The following is a 25,095-nucleotide window of genomic DNA, read 5'->3' on the forward strand; positions in this document are numbered from 1 at the left end:
GCATCAGGCGGTCAACTCTTAAGGAGCGACTCAAGGTCCTGGCGCAGCGCCTCCCGCATCACCGCAGGAAGCTGGCGGTACATACCCCAGACCTTCTCCGCCGGCGACAGCGTGCGATGGTCGGCCTCCATCCACTCCAGCAGGTCCCGCTTGCCGCGGTTGGGCAGGGCGGCCACCCGGTCCCAGACCTGTTCCTTCGCCATCTGTACGCCCGTGAGGTGGCCCACCGTCTCATTGCACCGGGCACACTCGGTGATCAGGTCTTCCGCGTTCCCCGCGCTCCCGGACTTGTGCGGATTGACGTGGCCGAGCGTGAGGCGGCCGTGGGTACCGGGGTCGTCCGCGTACTCCTCGCCTGCCGCAATGCCACAGCGGCGGCACATATGGAGATCGCGCTCATACACGAACCGCCTCGTCTTGGCGCTGATCTGGCGCAGCCCCGCGGCCCGGTGTTCCGGCTCCCACACCGGCCGCCCCATCGCCTCCAGGTAGAGCTGGTCCGGCTGAAGACTGGGTTTGTCACGGTACGTCTTAATCACCCAGCCAGCGGGGCGGAGATCACGCATCCGGCGGTCCACCTGCTCGGCTCCCTGAATAGCTTCCCGGAGCCGCGCCTTGGAGAAGGTGCCACCTTCGCCCACTTCATCGCGCAGCCACAGCGCGACCCTGATCCGAGTGCCTAGATGCGTGTTCCGCCAGCTCAGATCTTGTTCTCCCACAGCTCCACCAATCCGCTCACACGTTCGTAAACCAACTCCTTGGGATGGAGACCCTAGCTTGCCGTCACTTGCCGCGGCAAGTGACGGCAAGCTGCTCTCACCATGTGCGAACAAGCTCGCACACACCTGCCTCAGGAGGCTCTACGTGACTGGCAAGCACGCAACGGGCGGCCCCTACACCTGCGTCGAGCTATGCGCCGGCGCGGGCGGCCAGGCCCTCGGTCTCGAACAAGCGGGCTTCAGCCATCGGACGCTCATCGAGTTCGACCCTGACGCCTGCGACACCCTGCGACTGAACCGGCCGGACTGGAACGTCGTACGGGCTGATCTCCGGGAGACGGTCCCCGCGCTCAGGCAGTACGGCGACCGGCCCGCCCTGCTGGCCGCAGGAGTACCGTGCCCGCCTTTCTCGCTGGCCGGCATGCAACTGGGACGTGCCGATGAGCGGGACCTTTTCCCGGCCGCGCTCTCCGCGATCTCAGAACTGCGACCGAGAGCGGTGATGCTGGAGAACGTAAAGGGGATTCTCCAGAATAAGTTCGCGGGCTACCGAGCGGAGATTATTGCCACTCTTTCCCTGCTGGGATACTTCTCCGAATGGAAACTGCTGTACGCGCGGGATTTTGGAGTTCCTCAGCTCCGTCCTCGCGCGGTTCTCATCGCGCTGGAAGCCAGAGCGTTTGACGCGTTCACCTGGCCCGTAACGCACCCGGCTCACGTCCCCCGGGTTGTGGGCGACGTTTTGCACGCTTCTATGGCATCCCGCGGCTGGGAGCTAGCCGACGCTTGGGCCGCTCAGGCCCGGGAACTCGCTCCGACCGTCTGTGGCGGCTCCAAGAAGCACGGTGGAGCGGACCTGGGCCCCTCCCGCGCACGGCGCGCATGGGCAGAGATGGGGGTGAATGGCTCCAGCGTCGCTGATGAACCCCCCTCCACAGGCGACTCCCTGCCTGTACGGCTCACGGTCGCGCAGCTCGCGCTGCTGCAGGGCTTTCCCCCGGACTGGCGGTTCGCCGGGCGGAAGACATCGGTGTACAGGCAGGTGGGCAATGCTTTCCCGCCTCCGGTCGCACGGGCCGTGGGCCAGGCCATCGCGGACGCCCTGACTCAGGCCGACCAGACCGGTGAGGACGACACCCCCCATATGGGCAGCACGGGGGACACGCTCTTCGGGATGACGTGTATGCCGTCGCTTCTGCGCAGTCCGGGTGTCAGCGCATGCCCCGGCACCCGGTAGCGAGCGGATTCCCAGCTGACCCGCAGGTCACGGTCCGCGGGGCCGCGCTGGCGCAGCCACTCGGTATCTACGGTCACCACGTTCAGTGCCTCATCCTGCTTACCGACAAGGACTGCGACCAGGAGCCAGTCCGGGTCGCGGCACATCACGTCGTACTCGTTCCGCGAGAGGTGAATGACCAGCCTGGTGGGGTTCGTAGTGGCTTTTACCTCGACATGCGCGGGCGCGCCCGTCGGCGATACGGCCTCGATGTCATATCCGCAGACATCCGTGAGGAGAGCCACGCGCACCACTTCTCTCGCACCACCACGCGTCAGTAACTCCGCTATGGCCGCCTCCCCCGCCGTCCCCGTGGTCCGGCGGGCGGCCTCCGCCTCTTCGCTCCACTGGGTGTGTGCGATACGGGACGCCGCCCGCTCATCGGCGGCCTCGTGTTCGCTGACTCGCAGGACGGGCCGGTCAGCGCGGTCGAGGAGGCGTACGCGGCGGAGCCAGGCGAGTCCCTCGGCGTACTGGAAAGGTGTCAGATCCGCATAGTCCGGGTGATGGGTGAGCACGGCGCGTGCGCGCGGCACATCGGCGACCGGCAGCAGGTCAAGCCACCGCAGCGCCGCGCGGCGCGCTCCCTCACTCGGCTGCATGGGACTCGATGTGGCGCAGCAGCGCACGGATATCGGCCATGTCCATTCCCGCCGCGAGCGATGGCTCCTCCTGAAGGTCCGCGAGCTGCTGCACGGAGGGATCGTCAAGGATCCGCCCCATGAACTCCAGTTTGTCTTCGAGTCGCAGAGCCACCACTTCATCGATGGTGTCCTGTGCCGCGAGGACGGTGACCCGTGTCTCGGTGCCCGGTGCGAGTCCCAGACGGTGAATACGGTCGAGGCTTTGCAGGAATCGGCCCGCCATGAAGTCCCGGTCTACGTAGACGGCGTCGTGACAGACCTGGTGCAGGCTGATGCCCTCACCCAGCGTCGCGGGATTGGAGAGCAGCACATGGCAGTCCGGGTCTTCCCTGAAGCGCTTGAGCTGACCGTCCCTGTCGGCTGTCCCTCCATGTACTACGGCCGGCTGGTAGGCGGAGAACAACCGCTCCAGAGTGGTGAGGCTGCGGACAAACGTCGTCCACACCAATGTCTTGCGACCCTGTGCCGCGTTGTCCGCGACGATGCGCAGCGCCTCTTTGTACTTGGGTGAGAACTCGTAGTCCGGCAGCCTCTCCAGAAGTCCGTACAACGAGTCCGTCTGCGGCACCTCCAGGGGCGGCACCTGGTAATCCAGGGGCGCGTACCGGCTCTCACCCTCTACGAGCAGGGCTGGGCTCGTCGCCGCCATGAGCAGGCGCAGCATCGCCTTTCCCAGTGCGTCAAAGTTGTCCCGGCCAGACTCCGCCCGCGCGGTGTATTTGCCTACGAAGGCGTCGTAGACCTCGCGGTGCAGCGCGGGCAGCTCCACGTAGCGGATCCGCGTCTCGAAAGGAGGGAGACCTAGCTCGCTCTTGGTGGTGCGCGTGAACAGCGGGCGGAGCACCTGGCTGGCATGGGCGAGGTCGCCACCCGCGACAGCCTGGGTCACCACCCGGCGGCCGTGCCCCGGCCACACGAACGACAGCAGGTTCTCCAGGTCCTTGGCCCCGTTCGGTGCGGGGGTGCCCGTAAGAATGAGGCGCCGGCGGGCCAGGGGCCCAAGGGCCATGCAGGCACTCCCGTAAATGCCCTCGGCACCAAGCTTCATGCGGTGTGCTTCGTCCAGAATGATCATCGAGGGGGCCGCCCTGAGCCACGCGGCCAGCACGGGGAGCGAACGGTCAAGCCGCTCGTAGTTGATCAGCAGCAACTCCGTACCCGGTTCGGGGCTCTTCTCCATTACCCGGACGGTAAGCGGCTCCGCGAAACACACGCCGCTCTCGTACGTCCACGACTCGTAGGCCGATTTCGGACTGACTACCAGCAGACGCCGTACCTCGCCCTGCGCCCGCATCGCGGCGAACATCGCGAGGCCGACGCGCGTCTTACCCGCTCCGGGGACGGAGAAGTTGGCTCCGTGCTGGAGCGAAAGGAGCCGCGCTATATCCCGCCGCTGGAAATCGGTGAGGTCAGCGCGCCAATCGGAACCAAGCCGGTCCTGGACTTCGCTGGCGCCGACAGAGCTGACGGCGGAAGGGTCGAGCAGCGCTTGCTCGGCGCGGTCAGCGTCATCCAGGACACCGCCCACCAGGACGGCGAGGTCTTCTTCCCACTCCACGGTATCCGCGGCAGGCCAGTCACTCAGCGCCGCGAGGCCCGTAAGGAAGTCGTCCAGGTCGACTTCGACCGATGTCAGGGTGCGCTGGCCGCCAGCCGGGAAGCGGGCGGCCAGCTTGCCGAAGTCGCTCGCATGCTCCTGGGACGCCCGCAAGACGGCCCGGGTACGCGTGACGTCGAAGGCGATCCGGAGAGACGGGCTCTCGGTCACGGGCCCTCCTGCCGGACCGCGTCATGCAGCCACGAGACGCCATCGCCCGGCGCCTTGATGCTGCGCTGCGTGGCCACGGCGAGCTTGGTCAGCGACTGCCGCAGGACGAGTACGGCCTCGTCGAACGCCTCCTCGTCCAGACTGCCGGACGCCTTGGCGAGCGTCAGATCGGTGATGCACTGCTCGATGTCCTGGCACGCGTCTGTGATGCGGTCAGGAGCCGCCTGCTTCCGCTTGCGTACCCGGGCGTCCTTGCCAGCGGGCTCCAGGGCAGCTTCCATGGCGTCGCGCGCGTCAGCGTAGGTCCGGGCGGCGGTCACAGCGCGCTCGGAGACGCTCTCCCCTTCGGCCTTCTCCACCGCCTTGGCCTTCAGGATGGCGTTCGTCAGCTCCTTGGCCTCAGCTACCGGGGCGGAAGCGGCCTTCACCGTTCGGTTCAGGCCGGGGATTTTAACCGCGGCCGGCGCTTCGGGGCGGGTCTCGGCCTTCAGCGATCCAGGGAGCGTCCGCTCCAAGTACCTGACCCGGAAGTCTTCCTCGATAAGGCGAACGTCCGTCTTCGAGAAGTCCATGACGATAGCGGAGAGCCGGAGTTCCTTGACCAGCTCGGCCTTCTCCGGACTGACCGGGTGGTCTTTCAGGTACCGTCGCCACAGCTCGCGCAGCTTTTCTTTAGCGCCTTCGAAGTCCATCAGCTTGAGCTGCGCCTTGCCCTCGGCGGAACGCTCACAGAGGTCGTTAAGGGTGGCCAGAATCCACATGTCGGCTTCGACCGTGTCGACACGACGGCGGAAGGACTTCGCCACCTCCGTCACAGGACGGCCGAGGGAAAGCTGTTCATCGATCGTGATGAGCTCGTTGATGTACGAGTACTCGCGCCGCTGATCCGGACGGAGCTGCAACGCCAGTTCGACGGCGTTGATGTCGTCCCAGGTGCACGACTCAGGGAGTACCCCAACGCGGATATTCGGGCGTCCGATTTCCCTGAGCGCCGCACGCCGGGTGTTGCCGTTCACGAGGATGCCATCCCGCGTAATCAGCCCGGGCTCGTTCTGGCGGTAGTCACGCAGGCTGTTGAGCAACTCAGTGAAATCGGGGTCCGGCCGGCTGGGGTCCGTAGGCAGTGCCGTCAACAGGTAGTGCAGATAGTCCTGGCCCTCGCTGTCCCAAGGCGACTCGTCAAGCAGCCGGTCGCGGTCGGGGTCGTAGCTGCGCTGAGCCCGGATGCGGTGCGTTCCGGGGTTGTAGTAGAGCATCTCGACGGGCATGTCGATGACTTCCACATGCAAGGGCTGCGTCCGCCACTCGATGGTCAGCGTTTCGCGGACACCGGCACCCTCGGAAATCTCCTTCAGGCGCTGTTCAACCAGCGACCGGTTCTCTTCCGCCAGCGGCGGCCGGCCGAACTCCTTGCGCACCAGATCTCCTCGCATCTTCTGTCGTCGTTGCTGTGTCTCACAGCGCGGGGCCCGCGACCGCTTTGTCCCAGGCCCCGCCCATGCCGGGCCGTCTACTAAGCCGGCGGGTTCACGGCTGCGCGGATCTTCGCACGTGACTCCTCGGGCAGGGCCCGGTAGTCCGCCCAGAAGGTCTCGGCCGCGCTGAACTCGCGCCGGTCATGCTCCATCCACTCAGAGAGCATCCTGCGTTCGAGCGCGCTCAGTGCGGACGCGCGAGACAGCATGGAGCCGAGGTCCGTCTCCGCTCCCCTACCACCTACACGGCAGCGGTTGCACTCGGATACCAATTCCGTCGTCTTGCTGCCGTCCGGCTGCCGCACCACACGCCGCGCAATGTCGATCTGCGCCGACTCGTAGGTGCCGGCGTAGATCTCCCCAGGGGCGATCCCACATGAGCGGCAGAAGTGGCCGTCCTTCGCCAGCACTTCCCGGCGCCGGGTCTGGGTGATGGACGAAGCAGGCCGACTGCCCTTGCCCGCCTCCCATACAGCCTCACCCTGCTTAACAAAGCGCTGCTCGTGCGGGCCCAGCGACGCGTCTTCGCGATTCGTATCGATCTGCCAGCCGAAGTCACGCAGGTCCCGCACCCTGCGGTCCGCCTGGCTGACGCCGGGGAAGACTTCCTTCACCTGCTCCTTCGTGAAGATCTGCCCCTCCCCCACCACTTCGACGAGCCACAAGGCCGCGCGCTTCATGGTGCCGAGCTTCGTGTCCGTCCAGGACGGCGTACCCATCGCTTCCCCTTACGTCCGTCCGAATGTCAGCTGTCGCTCCCTCACCCTGGCGGCGGTGGGCGACAGGAACGACTCTCGCCTGAACGCCAGCAACAAACCAGCCCTGACGGCACATTGCGGCAGCGCAAAGAATTGCGACTCCGCAACTGCACGAAAGCGCTTCTCAGCCAGCGCATGGCGGAACCACAATGAAAGGTCCGCAGCCAGCGGCTTACGCTGAGAAGGAAGGCCGCCCATGAAAGAAGCACACAGAGCAGCCAAGGAGTTCGAGGGCGAAGGGAGTCTCCCCTCACGCCAGGAGATGTTCACTGCCGCCTTGCGCCAGACCTTGGCTGCGGCTGGCCGCACTCAGGAGCGGATCGCCCGGAATGCACACATCGGCGTATCCAGTATGTCCTGTTACGCAACCGGCAGACGTGTGCCCAGACTTGAGAAACTCGAAAGCATCTACAAGGTCCTTGAGGCAGAGGCAGTCGATCAGGGATTCGACCTGCCGTACTCACTGGCCCACTTACTTGATCTACGCGCGGGCGCCGAACTGGAAAAATACGCCCCGGAGGCCGCCGCGACGGTGCTGCACGAAGTGGAACCTGTGATTCATGATCTCGCTGCGGCGCCACCGGGGGAACAGACCGTTGCGCCGGTCACCCCTCACGAGGGGGACCGGCGCAACAGTGTCACTCCACATGCCGCCGACATCGCCGCTTACGGGCGCCACCTTGCGGCAGGCAGGGTTCGCGATGCCCACTTTCATGCCTGGGTGATGGGCAGCAAGTTGCCTTCAAACGAGTTCCCTCTCGCCGTCGCCTCCTATCGGCGGTCCGGGGCAGAAGAGGCAGTGGAGACGATGCTCAACGCAGCCGCTGACCGTGACGTGCAGGCATCCATCAACATCGCCGCGGCCCTGCTTGACGAAGGCCATCTAGCTGACGCACGCGTTCTGTTGAACGTCCTGCGCGACGACGCGTAGGACCAGCGCTCGGCACGCCGTAACTATGCGACCTCCGCCTCGAAGTGCATCCGCGCCCGGCCCAGCGTTTCGACGGCGTCGCCGCCCGAGGCCACCAGCCAGTGCAGAAGATCAGCGATGACATCGGAGACGGATTCCTCCGCTGTCGCGCAGGCCGGCACCGGCGCAGTACCCACTACACGCCGGTACTCATCCAGCACCATCGCCGCGCGCTGCACACTCATGCCCTGCCGAGCCGACTCCAGTGACAACTCGCACCAAACAGCCTTGCCTTCGGCCGTATAGAGGATCCCCCAGCCCTGACTCATCGCCGCGACCAGATGCAGGCCCCTGCCACATTCGGCCTCGGTGCACATCTCACTCAGGACAGGCACTCTGCGGCTGCTGTCGTGCACCTCCACCCGCAGACAGTCGCCCCTCGGCTCCAGCACCACCATCGCCGGCGCGCCATCACCGACATGCTTCAGGACGTTGTTCGCCAATTCCGTGGCCGCCAGTTCAGCCTGGTCGGTGATGGCTTCGGCACCCCACTGCCGCAGGGTTCGACGCACCGACTTCCGCAGCAGACCGACTTGTGCCGGCGCGGCCTTGAACGGCAGAGCCTCGTGCAGCCGCCGCTCGCGCGCTTCACAGAAGGACATGCTCACTCCCTCCCTAGCCACACAGCCCCACGCCTGCCGCCATGGGGCGACAGCACTGCGTAGCGGTACGACTACGAGGATGACACAGAGAATTCTCGCCGTGTAACTTCTCACGAGTATCTATCGAGTGAACGCGCTGGCCCCACTGCTTACCGGCTGCCTACCCTTCAAGGCGTTGCCGGGCAGGAGCCCGGTGCGCGGGGAGGAAACCGCATGTCCGTTCACACCACAACGCGCCGACGGCAGCTGGGCGCGATGATGCGCAAGCTCCGCGCGCGCAAGGGCCTGACCCTGGAGGAGGCCGGCGGCTTGGTCGGCGTCTCCAAGGCCACGGTCAGCCGGTACGAGACGCAGGCCGGACCAGTCAAGTGGCTCGTGGTGGATGCGCTGTGCCGGGAGTACGACACAACCAGCGCTGAGCGGCGCGCCGTTGTGGCACTCGCCAAGGACGCCAAGCAGCAGGGCTGGTGGAGTTCCTTCGCCGACTCCATCCCGGAGAGCATGAACCTGCTGCTCACGCTTGAGGACGAAGCCGTACGCGAGGACCACTTCTCGTGCGTCTACGTGCCGGGCCTCTTGCAGACCCGCGCCTACAGCACGGCACTACAGAGGGCCAACGAGATGCCTCTTGAGCCGACCGAGATAGAACGGCTCGTGGACATCCGCATGAAGCGGCAGGAGGTTCTCGCCCGACCGAAGCCGCCGCGCCTGTGGGCGATCCTCGACGAGTCGGTGATTCGTCGCGTCGTCGGATCGCCCGAGGTCATGAAGGACCAGCTCGATCGGCTCCTTGTAGCGAACGAATCTCCGCACATCACTCTCCAGGTGCTGCCGTTCTCCAAGGGAGCCCACTCCGCGGCTCTCGGCAGTTTCGTGACCATCGGAGGCACCGAGCCCGCCCTTGATGTCGTGTACGTCGACTTCCACACGGGCTCCCTGTTCCTGGAGAAGGAAGAGGAACTGGAGCGATACCGACTTGCGTTCGAGTACCTCCGCGCACAAGCGTTGGACATGGAGGCTTCCTCTTCCATGATCCATCTCGCCCGCAAGGAGTTGTAGATGTCCGCCGCTTCCCAGTCCAGCCCCAACTTCGTCTGGTTCAAGTCGTCGTACAGCGGGGGCAACACGACTGAGTGCCTTGAGGCCGCCTTCTCCCCGCCCGGCGTACTCATACGGGACTCCAAGCGGCCGGAGCACTCTCATCTCGTCGTTTCGGCGGAGGCCTGGGCCGACTTCTTGGCCGACACCCGTCGTACGCAGTGGCCGTGCGGCTCTGTACTTCCGTTCCGCTAAAGCGATCGGCCCGCCCGGATATGCGTACATCAACACCCCGCCCCCTACCGCGAGTGAGGGCGGCGTACGGCCTGGGCGCAAGGTCAGGTCAGCCGGTGTGACGTACGGCCCGAAGCCTCGTCGATCTCGTCGTGGGCCTTCGTCAGCAAGGTCATCGCCAGTTCGTTGAGGGCCCTCGCGCCGGCGACCTCCTCGCCGACCCTCGGCTGGTTCGAGTCGGAGGGGTGGCGGTTCGCGTAGCCGTGGGCCCGGATCTCGCTTCCGTCGGGGAGGCGTACGAGGGCGGCCGCGCGGGTGCGGTTGTCGTCCTCCTGGAATTCCAGTTCCACGTGCCAGCCGACCGCGGTCTTCATCGTCGTCGTCATCATCACGATCACCTCCGGAACCGGGTCTCCCCGGTGTTTTCAGGCGGCTGCAGACGCTTTTCCCCGCCCCTTCCAGGGTGCTCCTGCCCGGCCTCGATCGCACGGCCTGTCTCGGTGGGCGTATCGACACGTCAGAGATCCTGAGCAGGCAACCCGCTCAAGATCGGAGACCCGGCAGACCCGGCAGACCCGGCAGACTCGTCCAGGGTCGGCGCAACGCGCTCGCGGAGCTGGGCGGCAACCGGGCGTGGCGTTACCGCCTGGCCGTGTGATGCTGGTGCGGGCCCGCCCCTGATTGACGCAGGGGCGGGCCCGTACCGGCTCAGGGCCTGGTCAGCCGGCGCACACGGTGAAGCTGACCGTGTCGCCCGCCTTGACGGTCTTCGGGGCGTGCGGGGACACGCCGAGCACCGAGCCCGGCTTGCAGCCCTTGACGGCCTTCTCGGTGACGGGGCCGAGCTTCGTCTGCGTCTTCTCCATGTACGCCTTGGCCCCGTGCAGGCTCCAGCCCGCGAAGTCGATCGGGATGGTCTGGCCCTGGGGGTGGACGTACAGCATGGTGGTGGCGTCGCTGTCGGTGGCCGTGCTGGTGGCCGCCGGGGTCGAGCCGCTGCTGCCGCCTCCGGCGACCGAGGTGGCCAGGGCCGTGCCTCCGCCCGCCACGATGAGGGCGGCGGCGACGGCGGCGATGCCGGTGGTCCGCCTGCGCCGGGTGCGGCGCAGGATCTGGGGCGCGTCGAAGTCGGGGGCCTCGGCGGAGTTCGCGAATCGGTTCATGGCGTTCATCAGTTCCTCTTCGAAAGGTGTGCAGCCGGAAGGCCGCGGGTCGCCGTGAGAGGTCATCGGATTCCTTCCGTGGGCTGCCGTGGTGAAGGGGCGGAGAGTGCGGGGATCTGGCCTCTGAGCTTCTCGATCCCGCGAGCGAGCTGGGAACGCACCGTGCTGGGCGATATGTCCAGGTCGGCTGCGATCTCGGTGTCGGAGAGGTCGTGGAAATACCGCAGCACCACGACCGTGCGCATCCGCATGGGCAGTTGCTGCAGGGCGCGCACCAACTGGTCCCGGTTGTCCACCTGCCCGAACTCGTCTCCCGGGGCGGCCTTGTCACCGCTTTCCGGATCGGAGGTCGTCGCCAGGCGGCGGAACCTGCGCCAGCGGTCGTTGGCCAGGTTCACCATGATCCGCCGCACATAGAGGTCCGGAGCGTCCTTGCCCGCGATGGTGCGCCATTTGCGGCAGGCCCGCTCCAGGGTCTCCTGGACCAGGTCCTCCGCCGCCTCACGGTTGCCCGTCAGGACGTAGGCGCCCCGGAACAGCGCGGTCGACCTCGCGGCGACGAAAGCCTGGAAGTCCGTCTCCATGCGCTCCTCCCTTCCTGTCACCTCTCCTCGACGTGAACACCGCCTCATCTGCTGCACGGCGGCACTGAGACCTGGGTCACAGGCGCCGAAGTCGTCCAACGCACTCGCTTCCCCCGCATGAGCGGCCGGCCCTGCCACTGCCCCGGAAGCGCGAACTCTTCGATGGGCGGTCCGGGGTTCCGGCCCCGCCGTCTCCGACGCCGAGATCGCGGCCGACCTGCGCGTCTTGCCGAGCACCGTACGGTCCCGGCTCGCCCGCCGCATGGTGAGGAAACGGTGCCCGGAGGGGCGTGGCGCGGCGCGCTCGGGGATGATCTGTCCCATGGGGCATGGAACAGGGCACGGGGCGGACATGGACGACGCCCGGGCGTGGGACGAGCGGCTCGGGTGGGCGTACGGACTGATCGCGGACGACCCGGCCGAACGGGCCGCCGCGCTGGACCACTTGGCGTCCGCACGGAGAAGAACCGACGAGACCCGGCACCGGTTCAACGAGATGTTGCGGTCGGCGCAGGGGCAGGGCATGCGGTACCCGTTCCAGGATCCGGGGCTGCGGTCGGCCCACGAGGACTATCTGCGGGCTCAGAGCCGTTCGTTGCCCGACGGCGTGTGGAACACCTGGGACAAGGACCTTGCCGCGTGGCCCGGGCTGCCCTACGCCCTGCTCTTCCTGGAGTGGGAGGCCCGGTATCCGGAGGAGTGGACCCGGCACGCCAAGGCGTGGGGGACGAAGGAAGGGCTCCTGCGGCATCTGGCCACGGACACCGTCGGACGGCATCCGGTGGCCCGCGCCAAGCTGCTCGACCTGCTGGAGATCGTCGTGCGGCGGGCGTACCGCTGCAAGGACCGCGAGTACGTGCGCATCGCCCGGGTCGTCGACGGGGATCCGCTGCGGGTGCGGCTGGAAGGGGCCCGGCGCTCGGAGAATCCCTGGGCCCAGTTGCACGCCGGGTACGTGCTGTGGCTTCTGGACCGGCCCGAGACGCCCAACAGCCGGCGCGTATGGCGGACTTGGCTCGCGGACGCCCGGCAGTGAAGCCGACGTAGCCCGGCGGGCGATGGCCACAAAGGCCCGGCGCAGCCCGGGAGTCCCGCGCGCCTCGGCAGCTCCCGGCGTGCCCGGCAACTCACGGCAACTCACGGCAACCTTTCACCCACCGGCTGCCACCTCCCTGCGACAGTTCCTCAACTTCTGTGCAGGGAAGGTCATATGAGTCGCAATGCCACCCCCCACGCCCGCGCCGGTGACGGCGGTCCCGGTGACAGCAGTCGCAGACGGTTCCTGACAGGTGCCGCGGGTGCGGCCGGTGCCGGGGCCCTCGGCGTGCTGGGTCTGCCCGGAACCGCGAGCGCCGCCGCGGCGGCAACCGGCACCGTCTACATCGCCAGTGACTCCACCGCCCAGACGTACAACTCCCGCTACTACCCCGAGGCCGGCTGGGGCCAGAAGCTGTCCTCGTACTTCACGTCGAACGTCACCGTCGCCAATCACGCCATCGGCGGGCGCAGTTCGCGTTCCTTCATCGAGCAGGGGCGGCTGGCCGCGATCCATCAGGTGATCAGGTCCGGCGACTACCTGTTCGTGCAGTTCGGACACAACGACGCCACCGTGAACAACCCCGAGCGGTACACGTCGCCCGCCGACTACAAGGAGTACCTGCGCAACGACTACATCCGGGCGACCCGTGCGCGGGGCGCGACCCCGGTCGTCGTGACACCCGTCTCGCGACGCTCCTACAACGCGTCCACCGGGAAGTTCAACGTCTCCTTCCCCGCGTACGTGGACGCCGCGAAGGCGGTCGCCCGGGAGGAACGGGCCCCACTGGTCGACCTCGCGGCGGCCAGCCGCGTCTACCTCGACGGGGTCGGCGTCGAGGGCTCCAAGGGGATCTTCCTGTGGCTGAACCCCGGGCAGTACCCGAACTTCCCCAACGGCGTCCAGGACAACACCCACTTCCAGGAGCGGGGCGCCGTGGAGATGGCCCGCCTCGTCTCCCGGGCCGTGGCGGGACTGGGACTGCCCCTCTCGGGCGAGGTGAGACCGGCGGCCCGGTGAGGGTGGTGCGCGGGCGCGCATGCCGGCGCGTTAGCCTCGGCTGACCGTCGGACGCACCCGACGCGGCACCAGGAGGCAGTGATGGCGAAGGTACCGGCCGCGGCGGTGGCCGCGAGTGGGCTCATCGGCGGGTACGGGGTCGCTCGCTGGACCAGGAAGCGGCAGCTCGGCGGGGTCGTGCTGGCCGTCGCCGGGGTGGCGTCCGCCCGGCAGTGGCACCAGCAGGCCGGCGGGACGGCGGCGGGAGCACTGACCGCCGTGTACGTCGCCGCCTTCGCCGGATCCCATCCTCTCGCCAAGAGGGTGGGGGCGTGGCCGGCCGTGTTCGGTGCGGCCGGGGCCATGGCACTGGCGTCGTGGGCCGTGGCCGACCGGCGGGGCTGAGACCGCGCCCCGCCGGCACACCTCCCCCGCCCACGCCCACGCCCTCCCCTCCCCCAGCTCACCGGCGCTCTCCTAGCCCACCGGCGCTCCCCGGAACGCCCTGCGGTACGCCTGCGGGCTGGTCCCCACCACCCGCTTGAACCGGTCCCGGAACGCCGTCGGTGAGCCGAACCCCGCCTGGACCGCGATCCGTTCGACCGGGTGGGAGGTGGTCTCCAGCAGGTGCTGCGCCCTGCGCACCCGCGCCCGGTGCAGCCACTGCAGAGGCGTCGTGCCGGTCTGCTCACGGAAACGGCGGTTGAGCGTGCGGGCGCTGGTGCCCGCCCGGGCGGCGATGTCGTCCAGCGTCAGATCGCGGTCGGCGTTCTCCTCCAGCCAGGTCAGCAGGGGTTCCATCGTCGTACCGGCCGGGACCGGAGGCTGGGCGTGGACGATGAACTGGGCCTGCCCGCCTTCCCGTTCGAGCGGCATGACGGACATCCGGGCCGCGTGGGCGGCGACGGCCGAGCCGTAGTCCTTGCGGATCATGTGCAGGCACATGTCCATCGCCGCGGCGGCCCCCGCAGAAGTGAGGAACTGCCCGTTGTCGACGTAGAGGACGTTCGGGTCGACCGTCACCCGCGGGTGCATGGCCGCCAGGTCCGCGGCCGCGATCCAGTGGGTGGTCGCCCGCCGGCCGTCCAGCAGTCCGGTGGCGGCGAAGATGAACGCGCCGACGCAGATCGAGGCGATGCGCGTGCCGTTCGCGGCCGCCTCACGCAGGGCCTCGCCCACTCCCGGCGGCAGCGGGCCCGTCGGGTCGACGGTGCCCGGGATGATGATCGTGTCGGCGTCAGCCAGCGCCTCCAGCCCGTACGGGGCCCGCAGCGTGAAGGGGCCCGCGTTCACCTCCTCCGTCACCGAGCAGACCCTGATCCGGTAGGGCGCGCGGCCGTCCGGCAGCCGGGCCCAGTTGAAGGTGTCGATCGGGGCGGAGAGGTCGAACGGGATGACCTGGTCGAGCGCCAGTACGGCCACGGTGTGCATGGCAAAAGAGTAGGCAGGCCCCGGATTCCGGCCAAGTGGGCATCCCGCCCGTCACGCCCGGCTCCACGCCTGCCCGCCATGGAGAAGGCCGCAAGTACCGGTCCTCACACTCCTGGCGGGAATCTGTTGAATGCTGGCAGTACCGCCACTTCCACAAGATCCGGTACGCCGCCTACCGTCCTCTCGTGACCAAGTTCCTCCTCGTCCTCCACGTCCTCGTCGCGATCATCGCCATCGGGCCCGTCACCGTCGCGGCCAGCATGTTCCCGCCCGGCGCGCGCCGCGCCCTCGCTGATCCCGGCGACCCGCGCGCGACGGAGACGGTGCGTCTGCTGCACCGGATCTGCCGGGTATACGCGGCCATCGGTATCGCCGTTCCCGTCCTCGGCTTCGCCACGGCCCTGAGCATGGGTGTGCTCGACGACGCCTGGCTGGTCGCCTCGATGGTCCTGACCGGAATCGCGGCAGCGGTTCTGCTGGCGCTGGTGCTGCCGCGTCAGGAGGAGATCCTCGAAGCGGTGGAGTCGGCGGGGACGGTTGAAGCAGTGGAGTCGGCGGGGACGGTCGAAGCGGTGGAGGCGGCCGGGTCGCCGTCCCTGCCCACGTCGCCGCCTCCGTCCGCATCGCCGTCCGTGTCCGTCCCGGTCGGCGCGGACCCCCGGGCGACCGTCCGACTCGCCATGTTCACCGGCATCTTCAACCTGCTCTGGGCGACCGTCACGATCCTCATGATCGTCCGGCCCGGCTCCACCACGGGAGCCTGAGCCCGTCCCCCGGCGCCCGGCCTCACGGCTGGTTGTGGTGGTGGGCGAGCACCAGCCCTTCCATCGAGTCGCCGGTGTCCTCCTTGAACCGCCTGGCCACGAACCCCGCGACCAGCACGCCCGCCGCGATGACGAGCGTGGAGAACGCCCAGGCCAGCGGCCACAGGGACGCGTCCAGCGGCTCGGGGTGCGTGTGGAACGAGACGTACATGAGCGTGATCGGGGGCGCCGCCACCACCAGCAGTGGCCAGGCGAGGGCGTCACGGAGACCGAAGTACGCGGCCAGCAGGAGCAGACACACGGCCAGGGCCGTGACGCCGACGACGGTCATCGAGGTCGTCTCCGTGATCGAACCGGGTGACTCGGGGCGGTTGCGCAGATCCCAGGGGAGGCAGAGGAGGTACGCCGCCGAGGACAGGGCGGCACCCAGCAGGCGGGTCAGCCAGCGTTCCGTCCAGGGGCGCTTCGACAGCGGGCCCAGCAGCTTCTCGGTCATGGGAACGAGGGTTCACCCGTAGCACACAGGGCCGACAGAGTACGCGTACTCAGTTCCCGCCCGTTCCTCCGAGTCGTACGACGAGTGGCGCGGCCCGCCGGACGGCGGTACGGCCGACCCGCACGGCCTGCCCCGCACCACCTGCCCGTACGACCGGGCCGCACGACCCGCCCGTACAACCGGGCCGCACGACCTGCCCGTACGACCGGGCCGTAAGGCCGATCCGCGGCCTAGACTCCCAGGTCATGAAGGGACTGCTGCTACGGCTGTCGGCCCTCGACGCGGACGCGGCGGCGGCACTGCGGGTCATCGCGCACTTCGAGGCGCTGCTCGGGGCGGGGCGGCTCGACGCCGCGTCGCTCGTGCGGTCCACCGCGGGTCTTGCCGAGTGTCCGGCGGGGCTGGAGGTGGGCGGCCGGGTGGTGCGGTTCGGGCCGGCCGGGACCGTACCGGCGGAGCCTGTCGGCACGGTCTCCGGGAGCGCCGAGTTCGCTCCGGGCGGCCGGGTGTGGCTGGAGCGGCCGGGCGCGCCCGGCCCCTTCGACGAACTGGTGCTGGAGTGGATGGCCATCGCCGCGGGCGTCGTGCACGGCGGCCGTGAGCAGGACAGTCCGCCTCATCAGGTGGCCGACCCGGCGCTGGTCGAGCGGGTGCTGTCCGAGCGTGAGGCCGTCGAGGACCGGGCGCGGGCGCTGCGCCTGCTGGGCCTCGCGCCCGAACGGCCGCTGCGGGTGGTGGCCGTCGCCGGGGCCTCCTCGGTCGCCGTGCTCGGGCGGCGCGAACTGCGCCCCGGGGTGCGGGTGGCCGCGGTCGGACCGCTCGCCGTCGCGCTCGTGCCGGGCGCCGCTTCGGTTGCCGACGAGCTGCGGGAGTTCGTCCGTGAGCAGGGCTCCGAGGGGGTACGGATCGGCGTCGGCAGCCGTGTTCCCGCCCTGGACGCCGGTGTTTCCTGGGTCCGGGCACGGCTCGCCCTGCGGTTCGCGGTCGACGTGGCCGGGCTGCCCGACGAGGCCGTCGTCGACCACGACTCGCTCGGGCCGGTGGCGCTGCTCGCCGACATCCCCGTCGACCGGCTGCGGGCCCAGGCCGACGTCCGCGCCCTGGCCGGGCTCGCCGAGGGCAGGGGCGGTCCGGCGGCTCTGGCCGCGCTGACGGCCTTCCTGCGCACGGGTTCGCTCCGCCACGCCGCCGCCGACCTCCACCTGCACCACAGCTCGGTCGCCGCCCGCCTGTCGGGCGTGGAGAGCGAACTGGGCTACCGCCTGAGCAACCCCCAGGACCGCTTCCGAGCCCAACTCGCCCTGTACGCACTGAGGTTGGCACAACAGGAAGACTAGGCCGGGCCCACCGCCTTCATGGGCGCCCCTCAGGAGGCGCCCCCTGAAGGGGCGCGGGGAACTGCGCGACCAGCCCCCACCGGCCCGCGGCCAAGAAGCCACACCGCCCCGCACCCCAACGCTTCGCAAGGCGCTACCGCAGCGCCCTCCGAAGCACCGCCACCGCCTCCGCGGCATCCCGCTGGGACACCTCCGCGTGCGGGATCATCGCCGAGCCGTGGAACGTACCCGGGAACAGGTGCAGTTCCACGCTCACACCGGCCGCGAGCAGCGCGCGGGCGTAGTCGATGCCCTCGTCCCTGAGGGGGTCGAACTCCATCACGGAGATGTACGCCGGCGGCAGCCCGGCGAGCTGTCCGGGGGTGGCCCGAGCGGGAGCCGCGTGGATCGGAACGCCGTCGCTGCCGGGGACGCCGGTGCCCAGGTAGTGGTCCCAGCTGATGACCGCGTTGGGCCGGTTCCACAGGGGTGTGTCGGTGAAGGCCCGCATGCTGGGCGTGTCGAGGCGGTCGTCGAGCTCGGGGATGCCGAGGTACTGGAAGACGATCGAGGGGCCGCCCCGGTCGCGGGTGAGCAGGGCGAGCCCGGCCGCGAGACCGCCTCCCGCGCTGATGCCGAACAGGGCGATCCTGGTGGCGTCGACGCCGAGTTCGGCCGCGTTCTTGGCGATGTGGACGAGTCCGGCGTACGCGTCCTCCAGGCCGGCCGGGTAGGGGTGCTCGGGGGCGAGCCGGTACTCCACGGAGAAGACCGCGGCGCCCAGTTCCCGAGCGAGCGCCACGTTGACGCCGTGGTCGAAGTCGACGTCGCCCAGGATGAATCCGCCGCCGTGGATGTCGTAGACCACCGGCAGCGGGCCCTCGACGCCCTGGGGGCGGTAGCTGCGCAGGACGACGTCGGGTGCGCCCTCCGGCCCGGGGGCCACCACCTCAAAGACGTCCACGCCGGTGACGTCCACTCCTTCGAGGGCCGCCGCGACACCGGCCTGTGCCTCGGCCCGGGCTCCTTCGAGGTCCGAGCAGTCGGCCCTCGGCAGCATGGGCACGAGCGCCGCGAGCTCAGGGTCGAGCGGGTAGGTCGTCATGTGTCGTCCTCCGATCCGACGCGCCGTCCCGTCGTCGCGGCGCTGCGTCGTTGCGAGAACCGTGCCACGGCGCATCCGCGCAGGTCACCCGACGGGCGTCGGGCAATCCGGGGGCGTCACCCGACAGCCGCGCGCGGGCGGCCACACCCCGGAACGGGCCCCGCACACGTGAGGCCGAGACGCGCGGCTGCCCCGCGGAAGCCACGCGCCCGGGCCCGCCCGCCGGACCCTAAGCCGTGGCGCCCGACCCCTTGGGCGACCCGGCGGGCGGCCCGGCAGGGGACTCGGCCGTCGACAGGGGGCTGGCGATGTCCTCCAGGGAGCGTCCCTCCGCCTTCACCGCGAGTGCCGCCGCCACGAGGCCCGCCGCGCACATCAGCCCGGCGCCGATCTGGAAGGCGAGGACCGTGTCGCCGACGACACCCGTGCTGGTCAGTTCCGCGAAGATCAGCGGGCCGCTGATGCCTCCGGCCGCGGTGCCGATGGCGTAGAAGAAGGCGATGGCCATCGCCCGGGTCTCCATCGGGAAGATCTCGGAGACCGTCAGGTACGCGCTGCTCGCGCCGGCCGACGCGAAGAACAGGACCACGCACCAGCAGGCGGTCATCGTGTTCGCGCTCAGCGAGCCCTGGTCGAAGAGCCAGGCCGTGCCGAAGAGCAGGATGCCGGAGAGCAGGTACGTGGACGAGATCATGATCCGGCGGCCCACGGTGTCGAAGAGCTTGCCGAGGAACAGCGGGCCGAGGAAGTTGCCGACCGCGATGACGGCGAAGTAGTAGCCGGTGTTGCCGGTCGGCACGTCGAAGAACGTGGTGAGGATCGCGCCGAAGCCGAAGGTGATCGCGTTGTAGAGGAACGCCTGCCCGATGAAGAGGGACAGGCCCAGGACGGCGCGTTTGCGGTACGTCGAGAAGACCGTCCGCCCGATGGTGAGGAACCCGATGCTCTTGCGCTGGTGGATGGTGATCTCCCGCTCGGGCGGCGGGAGTTCACGTCCGGTCTCCTCCTCGATCTGCCGCTCGACCGAGGAGACCAGACGTTCCGCCTCGTCACCCCTGCCGTGGATGAACAGCCACCTCGGGCTCTCGGGGACGTTCCGGCGGACGAGAAGGATCACCAGGCCGAGGACGACACCGAGGAGGAAGGTGAGACGCCAGCCGACGTTGATCGCGAACAGTTCCGTGTTCAGCGCGACGATCGACAGGAGCGAGCCCGCGATGGCGCCCAGCCAGAAACTGCCGTTGATGATGAGGTCGACGCGGCCGCGGTACTTGGAGGGGATCAGTTCGTCGATCGCCGAGTTGATGGCCGCGTACTCGCCGCCGATGCCGAAGCCGGTGAGGAAGCGGAAGAGGAAGAACCACCAGGTGGAGAACGAGAACGCCGTCATGGCGGTCGCCGCCAGGTAGACGGCGAGGGTGATCATGAACAGCTTCTTGCGGCCGAAGATGTCCGTGAGCCGTCCGAAGAACAGTGCGCCCGCGCAGGCTCCGGCCACGTAGAGCGCGGCCGCGATGCCGGTGACCTGGGCGGCCGAGATGGGCAGCCCGCTGCCCTCCTCGGAGAGCCGGCCGGCGATGTTGCCGACGACGGTGACTTCCAGGCCGTCGAGAATCCAGACCGTGCCGAGCCCGATGACGATGGTCCAGTGCCAGCGTGACCAGGGAAGCCGGTCCAGACGGGCGGGAATGGCGGTGGTGACGGCCTCGGTGCCTGCGCCGGTTGCTGCCATGGGCTCTCTCCTCGTCGAGCGAACCCCGTACGGGGGCGGACGAACCCCCTACGAGTCCCCAGGACGGAACGGCCTACGCCCCCGTCCTGCCAGGTCAGCCGCCCAGGGCCCGCGACAGCGTGTAGATCACCAGGCCCGCCAGGGAGCCGACCACCGTGCCGTTGATCCGGATGAACTGCAGGTCACGGCCGATGTGCGCCTCGATCTTCTTCGAGGTGTGCTCGGCGTCCCAGCCCGCGACCGTGTCCGTGATCAGCGAGGTGATCTCGTCGCGGTAGGTCGTCACCACGTACACCGCGGCTCCCTCGACCCAGCCGTCGACCTTGGCCTGCAGCCTGGCATCGGTGGCCATCCGCGCGCCGAGGGACAGCAGCGAGGCCCGCACGCGCAGCCGCAGCTCGCTGCGCTCGTCCTCCGCGGCGGACACGATCATCTGCCGCACGGAGGACCAGGCGGACGCGATCAGGTCCTGGACCTCACCGCGGCCGAGGACCTCCCGCTTGAGGTTCTCCACGCGCGCCCGGGTGTCGGTGTCGGACTGGAGGTCGGCGGCGAAGTCCGTGAGGAAGCGGTCCAGGGCGCCGCGGGCGGGGTGGGCGGGCATGTCTCGCATCTCGGTGACGAAGCGCAGCAGCTCCTTGTAGACCCGCTCGCCGACCCTCTTGTCGACGAAGCGCGGGGTCCAGCCGGGGGCGCCGCCCTGCACCGCGTCCATCACCTGGTCGTTGTGGAGGACGAGCCAGTCGTGGGCGCGTACGCAGATCAGGTCGACGACCCGGCGGTGGCCGCCGTCCGAGACGACCTTCTCCAGCATCTTCCCCATGCCGGGGGCGATCTCCTGGGCGTCGGCCCGCCGGTTGATGGCCTCGCCGACGACGGCCTGCACGTCCGAGTCGCGGAGCACCGCGAGGGCGCCGCGCAGGGCCGTGGCCAGCTCCGCGGTCACCCGGTCGGCGTGCTCCGGGTCGGCCAGCCAGGTGCCGAGGCGGCTGCCGATGCCGACGGCGCGCAGCCGCCCGCGCACGACGTCCCGGGAGAGGAAGTTCTCGCCGACGAACTCGCCCAGGGAGACGCCGAGCTGGTCCTTCTTGGTGGGGATGATCGCGGTGTGCGGGATGGGCAGGCCCATGGGCCTGCGGAACAGGGCGGTGACGGCGAACCAGTCGGCGAGCGCGCCCACCATGCCCGCCTCGGCGGCCGCGGCCACGTAACCCGTCCAGGCGCCCGCGCCGGAGTTCCCCGCCCACTTGGCCAGTACGTAGACGACGGCGACCATGAGCAGCAGGCCCGTCGCGGTGAGTTTCATCCGGCGGACGCCGCGGAACTTCTCCTCGTCGGCGGGGCTGAACGTGTTCATGGCGCGGGTCGGCGCGGGCCGGCCGGCTGCCGTGGGGTTCGCCACACCACCGGGCCGGGAATGCTGTCCCTCCGGGCCCGAATCCCCTGTTTCTTCCTCTTTCGTGCGTTCCATCCACTCCATCCGTTCCCGGTCCCCCACACCCATTGTCCCAACCTGACCGACTCCTGGAACGGAACAGGAGTTCCCGGCGTCTGTTCGGGCGGGGGAGTTCAGCGGGGGGTTCCTGGGGTTCAGGGGGGTCCTGTCTGTTTCCTTCCGCGCCATGCCTCATCATGGGGTGATCACATCGGAGCCCGGGGCTCCCACTTTTTCGAGGAGACACGCACCGCATGACCAAGCGTCACGGTTATGCCTTGCTGGCAGCGATCGTTGCCGTGATCGTCGCCATCTCAGCCGCCATATACGTCGGTGTGGCAGCCGACGACGGCGCGCAGACCACGGTGGCCGGCGGCCGTACCCCGCACAACTCCGCGGCCCCCGCGTCCGTCGGCACCTGGGTGGGCGCCTGGGCGGCCTCCCCCGCCGGATCGGAGCCGGGCACCGAGGTGAACGGCATGGCGGGCCGCTCGGTCCGCAACGTGGTGCACGTGGGCGTCGGCGGCACCGCGGCCCGCATCACCCTGTCCAACCTGTACGGGCAGCAGCCGCTCAGCATCACGCACGCCTCCGTCGCCGTCGCGGCCACCGCGAACAACGCCGCCGCGGCCGCCGACTCGATGCGGCGCCTCACCTTCGGCGGCAACCCGTCGGTGGTGGTGCCCGCCGGACAACAGGTCGTCAGCGACGCCGTACGGCTGCTGATCCCGCACGACACGGACGTGCTGGTGACGACGTACTCACCGACCCCGTCGGGGCCCGTCACCTACCACCCGCAGGCACGGCAGATCTCGTACACCGCGGAGGGCGACCGCACGGAGGACGTCAGCGGTGTCGCGTACACCGGGCAGACGCCGTACTGGCGCTACCTGACCGCGCTCGACGTGCTGAGCAACGAGTCGGACGGCACGGTCGTCGTCATCGGCGACTCGCTCACCGACGGCGTGACCTCGTCCGTCGGGGAGAACCGGCGCTGGACGGACGTCCTGACCGACCGGCTGCGCGGCGGCTCGGACGGCCCCCGCTACAGCGTCGTCAACCAGGGCATCAGCGGCAACCGCGTCCTGACCAGCGGCCTCGGCCGCCCCGCCGAGAACCCGAGCGGCCTGGCCCGCTTCGACCGTGACGTCCTCGGCCGCACCAACGTCAGGGCGGTCGTGGTCGCCCTCGGCGTCAACGACATCCTGCGCACGCCCAGCCAGACCGACGCGAACCGGATCACCGCCGGGCTGCGCGAACTGAAGCGGCTGGCCCACGCGCGCGGCCTGCGGGTCGTCGGGGCCACCCTCATGCCCTTCCAGGGACACCGCGGATACCGGCCCCACCTGGAGGACACCCGCCAGGCCGTCAACGCCCAGATCCGCTCCGGGAGGGTCTTCGACGCCTACGTCGACTTCGACGAGGCGCTCCGCGACCCGTACAACCCGCGCCGCCTGCGCTCCGACTACGACTCGGGCGACCACCTCCACCCGAGCGACAAGGGCTACGCGCGCATGGCGGAGGTCTTCGACCTGGACGACCTCAAGGGCGCGGCCCCGGCAGAGCTGTGACCCCCCGGCAGGGGCGCGGGGAACCGCGCGACGACCGGCCACAGCGGGCCCGCGGCTGACGCGGCGGGCTCCCGGCGGAGCCCTCAGTCCCGGTCCCGCCGGTCCTCCCGGCGCTCACGTCGCTCCTCACGCCGCTCCTCGCGGTGCTCGCGCATCATCTCCCGGTGCTGTTCCATCGCGGCGCGGTGAAGGGAACGGGCCTCGTCCAGGGAGTCGCCCCGCCCCTCCCTCCCGGTACCGGAGCCCTCCAGGGCCCGGCGCCTGGACTCCTCCAGCTCCTCCTGGCGGGCGGCCTTGCGCTCCAGCTTCTCCAGCCGCCGCTCCTCCTTCTGACGCAGCCGCTCCGCCTTGGTGACCTTGCGCTCGACACCGACGCCGCCCCAGAACGCGAACCCGGTGACGACGACACGCGGAGCGCCCGGGTCACCCAGCACACCCTCCTCGCGGTGGTCGAAACCGCCCATGATCCCGATGCCACGGACGACGACCTCGACACCGGGCGGCACGATCACACTCATCCCGCCCATGATCGCGACGCAGTTGACCACGACCTCGCCGTCGGCGAAGTTCGCCTCGCGCAGGTCGATGACCCCACCGCCCCAGAACGCGAAGGAGTTGAACCGCTTCGGCATGGTCCAGCGCCCCTTGCGCTCGAACCCGCCCATGATCGCGACACCCCACCGGGACGAGCCTTCACCACCGACGACACGGCCCGCCCAGTCGCCCGCCTCGGCCGGCTGCTTGACCATCGACACGGCGGGCGAGGGAGGGGTCACCCCGGGCGCGGGCAGATCCCGGGTGATGGGCTCCAGATCCCGGTACGTACGCGCCTTGTACGTCGCCTCCAGCCGCTCCTCGAACTCCTCCATGTCGAGGCGCCCCTCCGCGAGGGCGTCCCTCAGCACTTCGGCGACCTGTTCGCGGTCGGCGTCGGAGGCACGCAGCTCGGGAAGCCCACCGGGGAGTTCGTCCGTCATGGGCAGAAGCCTACGAGGTTGCCTTCTCCGCGTACATGCGGCTGATGACCGCCTCGATGTCCGGTTCCCGCACCGACAGGTCCACCAGCGGATACTCGGCCGCGATCCGCGCCACCAGCGGCGCCGCCGACTGCGCCGCCGGGAAGGCGAGCCACTGCCGCGGCCCCTCCACCTTCACCACGCGCGCCAACCCGACGTCGATGGGCGGCAGTTCACGCTCCAGGTCCACGACGAGGGTCCGCTCGCTCTCGCCGATCTCGTGCAGCCCCGTCAACGGACCGTCGTACATCAGGCGCCCGTGGTCGATGACCATCACCCGCCGGCACAGCTGCTCGATGTCGGTCAGGTCGTGGGTGGTGAGCAGGACGGTCGTGCCCCGCTCGGCGTTGAGGTCCCGCAGGAACTCCCGCACCCTCGCCTTGCTGATCACGTCGAGTCCGATCGTCGGCTCGTCCAGGTACAGCACCTCCGGATCGTGCAGCAGCGCCGCCGCGACGTCCCCGCGCATCCGCTGCCCCAGCGACAGCTGCCGCACCGGCACGTCCAGCAGGGCTCCCAGCTCCAGAAGCTCGACACACCGGTCCAGGTTCTCCGCGTACCGCGCGTCCGGGATCCGGTACATGCGGTGCATCAGCCGGTACGAGTCGATCAGCGGCAGATCCCACCAGAGCGTCGTCCGCTGCCCGAACACCACCCCGATGCGCCGCGCGAGCCGGGTGCGCTCGCGCGAGGGGTCGATGCCCGCCACCCGGAGCCGCCCGCCACTCGGCGTGAGAATGCCCGTGAGCATCTTGATGGTGGTCGACTTCCCGGCGCCGTTCGGCCCGATGTAACCGACCATCTCACCCCGCGCCACGGTGAAGGAGAGCGAGTCGACCGCCCGCACCTGCCGCCGCTCGCTCCGCATGAACCCGGTCTTCTTCCGCACGTCGAAGACCTTCTCGACCCGGTCCAGCCGAATGAAGCCGTCATCGGCCCCACTGCCCGCCTCGATGCCCACGC

The 25,095-nt window shown here is 69.4% G+C and carries 25 protein-coding genes and 1 pseudogene; 10 read left to right on the top strand and 16 right to left on the bottom strand.

Annotated elements, in window-relative coordinates; translation table 11 throughout:
• Positions 1–11: 11 nt before the first annotated feature.
• The gene (locus KUF83_RS17135; RefSeq protein ID WP_217455566.1) at positions 12–719 is read right to left on the bottom strand and encodes an HNH endonuclease; all 708 of its coding nucleotides are present in this window, start codon (positions 717–719) and stop codon (positions 12–14) included.
• A 145-nt stretch (positions 720–864) separates the two neighbouring features.
• Between KUF83_RS17135 and KUF83_RS17140 the strand changes: the two genes are divergently transcribed.
• Positions 865–1,956: a DNA cytosine methyltransferase gene (locus KUF83_RS17140; RefSeq protein ID WP_217455567.1), complete on the top strand. Its 1,092-nt coding sequence runs from the start codon at positions 865–867 to the stop codon at positions 1,954–1,956.
• Positions 1,957–2,057: 101 nt separating this feature from the next.
• On the opposite strand, the pseudogene KUF83_RS41975 reads toward KUF83_RS17140, so the two are convergent.
• The 4 genes and pseudogenes from KUF83_RS41975 to KUF83_RS17155 all read right to left on the bottom strand — a co-directional run.
• Positions 2,058–2,597 (bottom strand): annotated as a pseudogene (locus tag KUF83_RS41975) (DUF3883 domain-containing protein); the annotation flags it as partial.
• A complete protein-coding gene (locus KUF83_RS17145) occupies positions 2,584–4,407 on the bottom strand; it encodes a DEAD/DEAH box helicase (protein ID WP_217455568.1) in 1,824 nt (607 codons plus the stop codon). The pseudogene KUF83_RS41975 and the gene KUF83_RS17145, both read right to left, overlap by 14 nt.
• A complete protein-coding gene (locus KUF83_RS17150; protein ID WP_217455569.1) occupies positions 4,404–5,825 on the bottom strand; it encodes a transcriptional regulator in 1,422 nt (473 codons plus the stop codon). The genes KUF83_RS17145 and KUF83_RS17150 overlap by 4 nt, the downstream gene beginning before the upstream one ends.
• Before the next feature lie 95 nt (positions 5,826–5,920).
• The gene (locus KUF83_RS17155; RefSeq protein WP_217455570.1) at positions 5,921–6,601 is read right to left on the bottom strand and encodes a hypothetical protein; all 681 of its coding nucleotides are present in this window, start codon (positions 6,599–6,601) and stop codon (positions 5,921–5,923) included.
• Between the two features lie 235 nt (positions 6,602–6,836).
• On the opposite strand from KUF83_RS17155, the gene KUF83_RS17160 reads away from it, so the two are divergent.
• Entirely contained in the window at positions 6,837–7,571 is a 735-nt protein-coding gene (locus tag KUF83_RS17160; protein ID WP_217455571.1) for a helix-turn-helix transcriptional regulator, read from the top strand.
• Positions 7,572–7,594: 23 nt separating this feature from the next.
• On the opposite strand, the gene KUF83_RS17165 is transcribed toward KUF83_RS17160, so the two are convergent.
• Complete coding sequence (locus KUF83_RS17165; RefSeq protein WP_217455572.1) at positions 7,595–8,212, bottom strand: ATP-binding protein; 618 nt, start codon at positions 8,210–8,212, stop codon at positions 7,595–7,597.
• A 213-nt stretch (positions 8,213–8,425) separates the two neighbouring features.
• Between KUF83_RS17165 and KUF83_RS17170 the strand changes: the two genes are divergently transcribed.
• Positions 8,426–9,271 carry a helix-turn-helix transcriptional regulator gene (locus KUF83_RS17170; protein ID WP_217455573.1) on the top strand — a complete coding sequence of 282 codons (846 nt, stop codon included), beginning with the start codon at positions 8,426–8,428 and terminating at the stop codon, positions 9,269–9,271.
• Positions 9,272–9,505, top strand: coding sequence for a DUF397 domain-containing protein (locus tag KUF83_RS17175; protein WP_217455574.1), 234 nt, complete (start codon positions 9,272–9,274; stop codon positions 9,503–9,505).
• A gap of 83 nt (positions 9,506–9,588) precedes the next feature.
• On the opposite strand, the gene KUF83_RS17180 is transcribed toward KUF83_RS17175, so the two are convergent.
• From KUF83_RS17180 to KUF83_RS17190, 3 genes are all read right to left on the bottom strand, one after another.
• Complete coding sequence (locus KUF83_RS17180; RefSeq protein WP_217455629.1) at positions 9,589–9,870, bottom strand: DUF1876 domain-containing protein; 282 nt, start codon at positions 9,868–9,870, stop codon at positions 9,589–9,591.
• Between the two features lie 333 nt (positions 9,871–10,203).
• On the bottom strand, positions 10,204–10,647 hold the full coding sequence (locus tag KUF83_RS17185) for a PASTA domain-containing protein (RefSeq protein WP_308403033.1): 444 nt from the start codon (positions 10,645–10,647) through the stop codon (positions 10,204–10,206).
• Positions 10,648–10,709: 62 nt separating this feature from the next.
• Positions 10,710–11,231, bottom strand: coding sequence for a SigE family RNA polymerase sigma factor (locus tag KUF83_RS17190; RefSeq protein ID WP_217455576.1), 522 nt, complete (start codon positions 11,229–11,231; stop codon positions 10,710–10,712).
• 322 nt (positions 11,232–11,553) lie between these two features.
• Between KUF83_RS17190 and KUF83_RS17195 the strand changes: the two genes are divergently transcribed.
• From KUF83_RS17195 to KUF83_RS17205, 3 genes are all read left to right on the top strand, one after another.
• Positions 11,554–12,267 carry a hypothetical protein gene (locus KUF83_RS17195; RefSeq protein ID WP_217455577.1) on the top strand — a complete coding sequence of 238 codons (714 nt, stop codon included), beginning with the start codon at positions 11,554–11,556 and terminating at the stop codon, positions 12,265–12,267.
• A 174-nt stretch (positions 12,268–12,441) separates the two neighbouring features.
• The gene (locus tag KUF83_RS17200; protein ID WP_217455578.1) at positions 12,442–13,287 is read left to right on the top strand and encodes a rhamnogalacturonan acetylesterase; all 846 of its coding nucleotides are present in this window, start codon (positions 12,442–12,444) and stop codon (positions 13,285–13,287) included.
• 81 nt (positions 13,288–13,368) lie between these two features.
• Positions 13,369–13,671 carry a hypothetical protein gene (locus KUF83_RS17205; RefSeq protein WP_217455579.1) on the top strand — a complete coding sequence of 101 codons (303 nt, stop codon included), beginning with the start codon at positions 13,369–13,371 and terminating at the stop codon, positions 13,669–13,671.
• A gap of 72 nt (positions 13,672–13,743) precedes the next feature.
• Here KUF83_RS17205 and KUF83_RS17210 read toward each other — a convergent pair whose 3' ends face one another.
• On the bottom strand, positions 13,744–14,697 hold the full coding sequence (locus KUF83_RS17210; RefSeq protein WP_217455580.1) for a GlxA family transcriptional regulator: 954 nt from the start codon (positions 14,695–14,697) through the stop codon (positions 13,744–13,746).
• A gap of 185 nt (positions 14,698–14,882) precedes the next feature.
• Here KUF83_RS17210 and KUF83_RS17215 point away from each other — a divergent pair, with 185 nt between their 5' ends.
• On the top strand, positions 14,883–15,461 hold the full coding sequence (locus KUF83_RS17215) for a protease (RefSeq protein WP_217455581.1): 579 nt from the start codon (positions 14,883–14,885) through the stop codon (positions 15,459–15,461).
• A gap of 22 nt (positions 15,462–15,483) precedes the next feature.
• Here KUF83_RS17215 and KUF83_RS17220 read toward each other — a convergent pair whose 3' ends face one another.
• Complete coding sequence (locus KUF83_RS17220; RefSeq protein ID WP_217455582.1) at positions 15,484–15,957, bottom strand: hypothetical protein; 474 nt, start codon at positions 15,955–15,957, stop codon at positions 15,484–15,486.
• A gap of 245 nt (positions 15,958–16,202) precedes the next feature.
• On the opposite strand from KUF83_RS17220, the gene KUF83_RS17225 reads away from it, so the two are divergent.
• Positions 16,203–17,294, top strand: coding sequence for a CdaR family transcriptional regulator (locus KUF83_RS17225; protein ID WP_217455583.1), 1,092 nt, complete (start codon positions 16,203–16,205; stop codon positions 17,292–17,294).
• Between the two features lie 133 nt (positions 17,295–17,427).
• Here KUF83_RS17225 and KUF83_RS17230 read toward each other — a convergent pair whose 3' ends face one another.
• The 3 genes from KUF83_RS17230 to KUF83_RS17240 all read right to left on the bottom strand — a co-directional run bounded on the left by KUF83_RS17230 (position 17,428) and on the right by KUF83_RS17240 (position 21,590).
• Positions 17,428–18,378 (bottom strand): alpha/beta hydrolase, encoded by a 951-nt coding sequence (locus KUF83_RS17230; protein ID WP_217455584.1) that lies wholly within the window; start codon positions 18,376–18,378, stop codon positions 17,428–17,430.
• 229 nt (positions 18,379–18,607) lie between these two features.
• The gene (locus KUF83_RS17235) at positions 18,608–20,110 is read right to left on the bottom strand and encodes an MFS transporter (RefSeq protein ID WP_217455585.1); all 1,503 of its coding nucleotides are present in this window, start codon (positions 20,108–20,110) and stop codon (positions 18,608–18,610) included.
• A gap of 94 nt (positions 20,111–20,204) precedes the next feature.
• Positions 20,205–21,590: a DUF445 domain-containing protein gene (locus tag KUF83_RS17240; protein ID WP_217455630.1), complete on the bottom strand. Its 1,386-nt coding sequence runs from the start codon at positions 21,588–21,590 to the stop codon at positions 20,205–20,207.
• A 209-nt stretch (positions 21,591–21,799) separates the two neighbouring features.
• Between KUF83_RS17240 and KUF83_RS17245 the strand changes: the two genes are divergently transcribed.
• Positions 21,800–23,116, top strand: a complete 1,317-nt coding sequence (locus KUF83_RS17245; RefSeq protein WP_217455586.1) for an SGNH/GDSL hydrolase family protein — start codon at positions 21,800–21,802, stop codon at positions 23,114–23,116.
• Between the two features lie 83 nt (positions 23,117–23,199).
• Here KUF83_RS17245 and KUF83_RS17250 read toward each other — a convergent pair whose 3' ends face one another.
• Both KUF83_RS17250 and KUF83_RS17255 read right to left on the bottom strand, forming a co-directional pair.
• Positions 23,200–24,093: a DUF1707 domain-containing protein gene (locus KUF83_RS17250; RefSeq protein WP_217455587.1), complete on the bottom strand. Its 894-nt coding sequence runs from the start codon at positions 24,091–24,093 to the stop codon at positions 23,200–23,202.
• Positions 24,094–24,103: 10 nt separating this feature from the next.
• Positions 24,104–25,093 (bottom strand): ATP-binding cassette domain-containing protein, encoded by a 990-nt coding sequence (locus tag KUF83_RS17255; protein WP_217455588.1) that lies wholly within the window; start codon positions 25,091–25,093, stop codon positions 24,104–24,106.
• Positions 25,094–25,095: the final 2 nt, after the last annotated feature.

It is taken from the genome of Streptomyces sp. BV286, assembly GCF_019090165.1.
Lineage (GTDB): Bacteria > Actinomycetota > Actinomycetes > Streptomycetales > Streptomycetaceae > Streptomyces.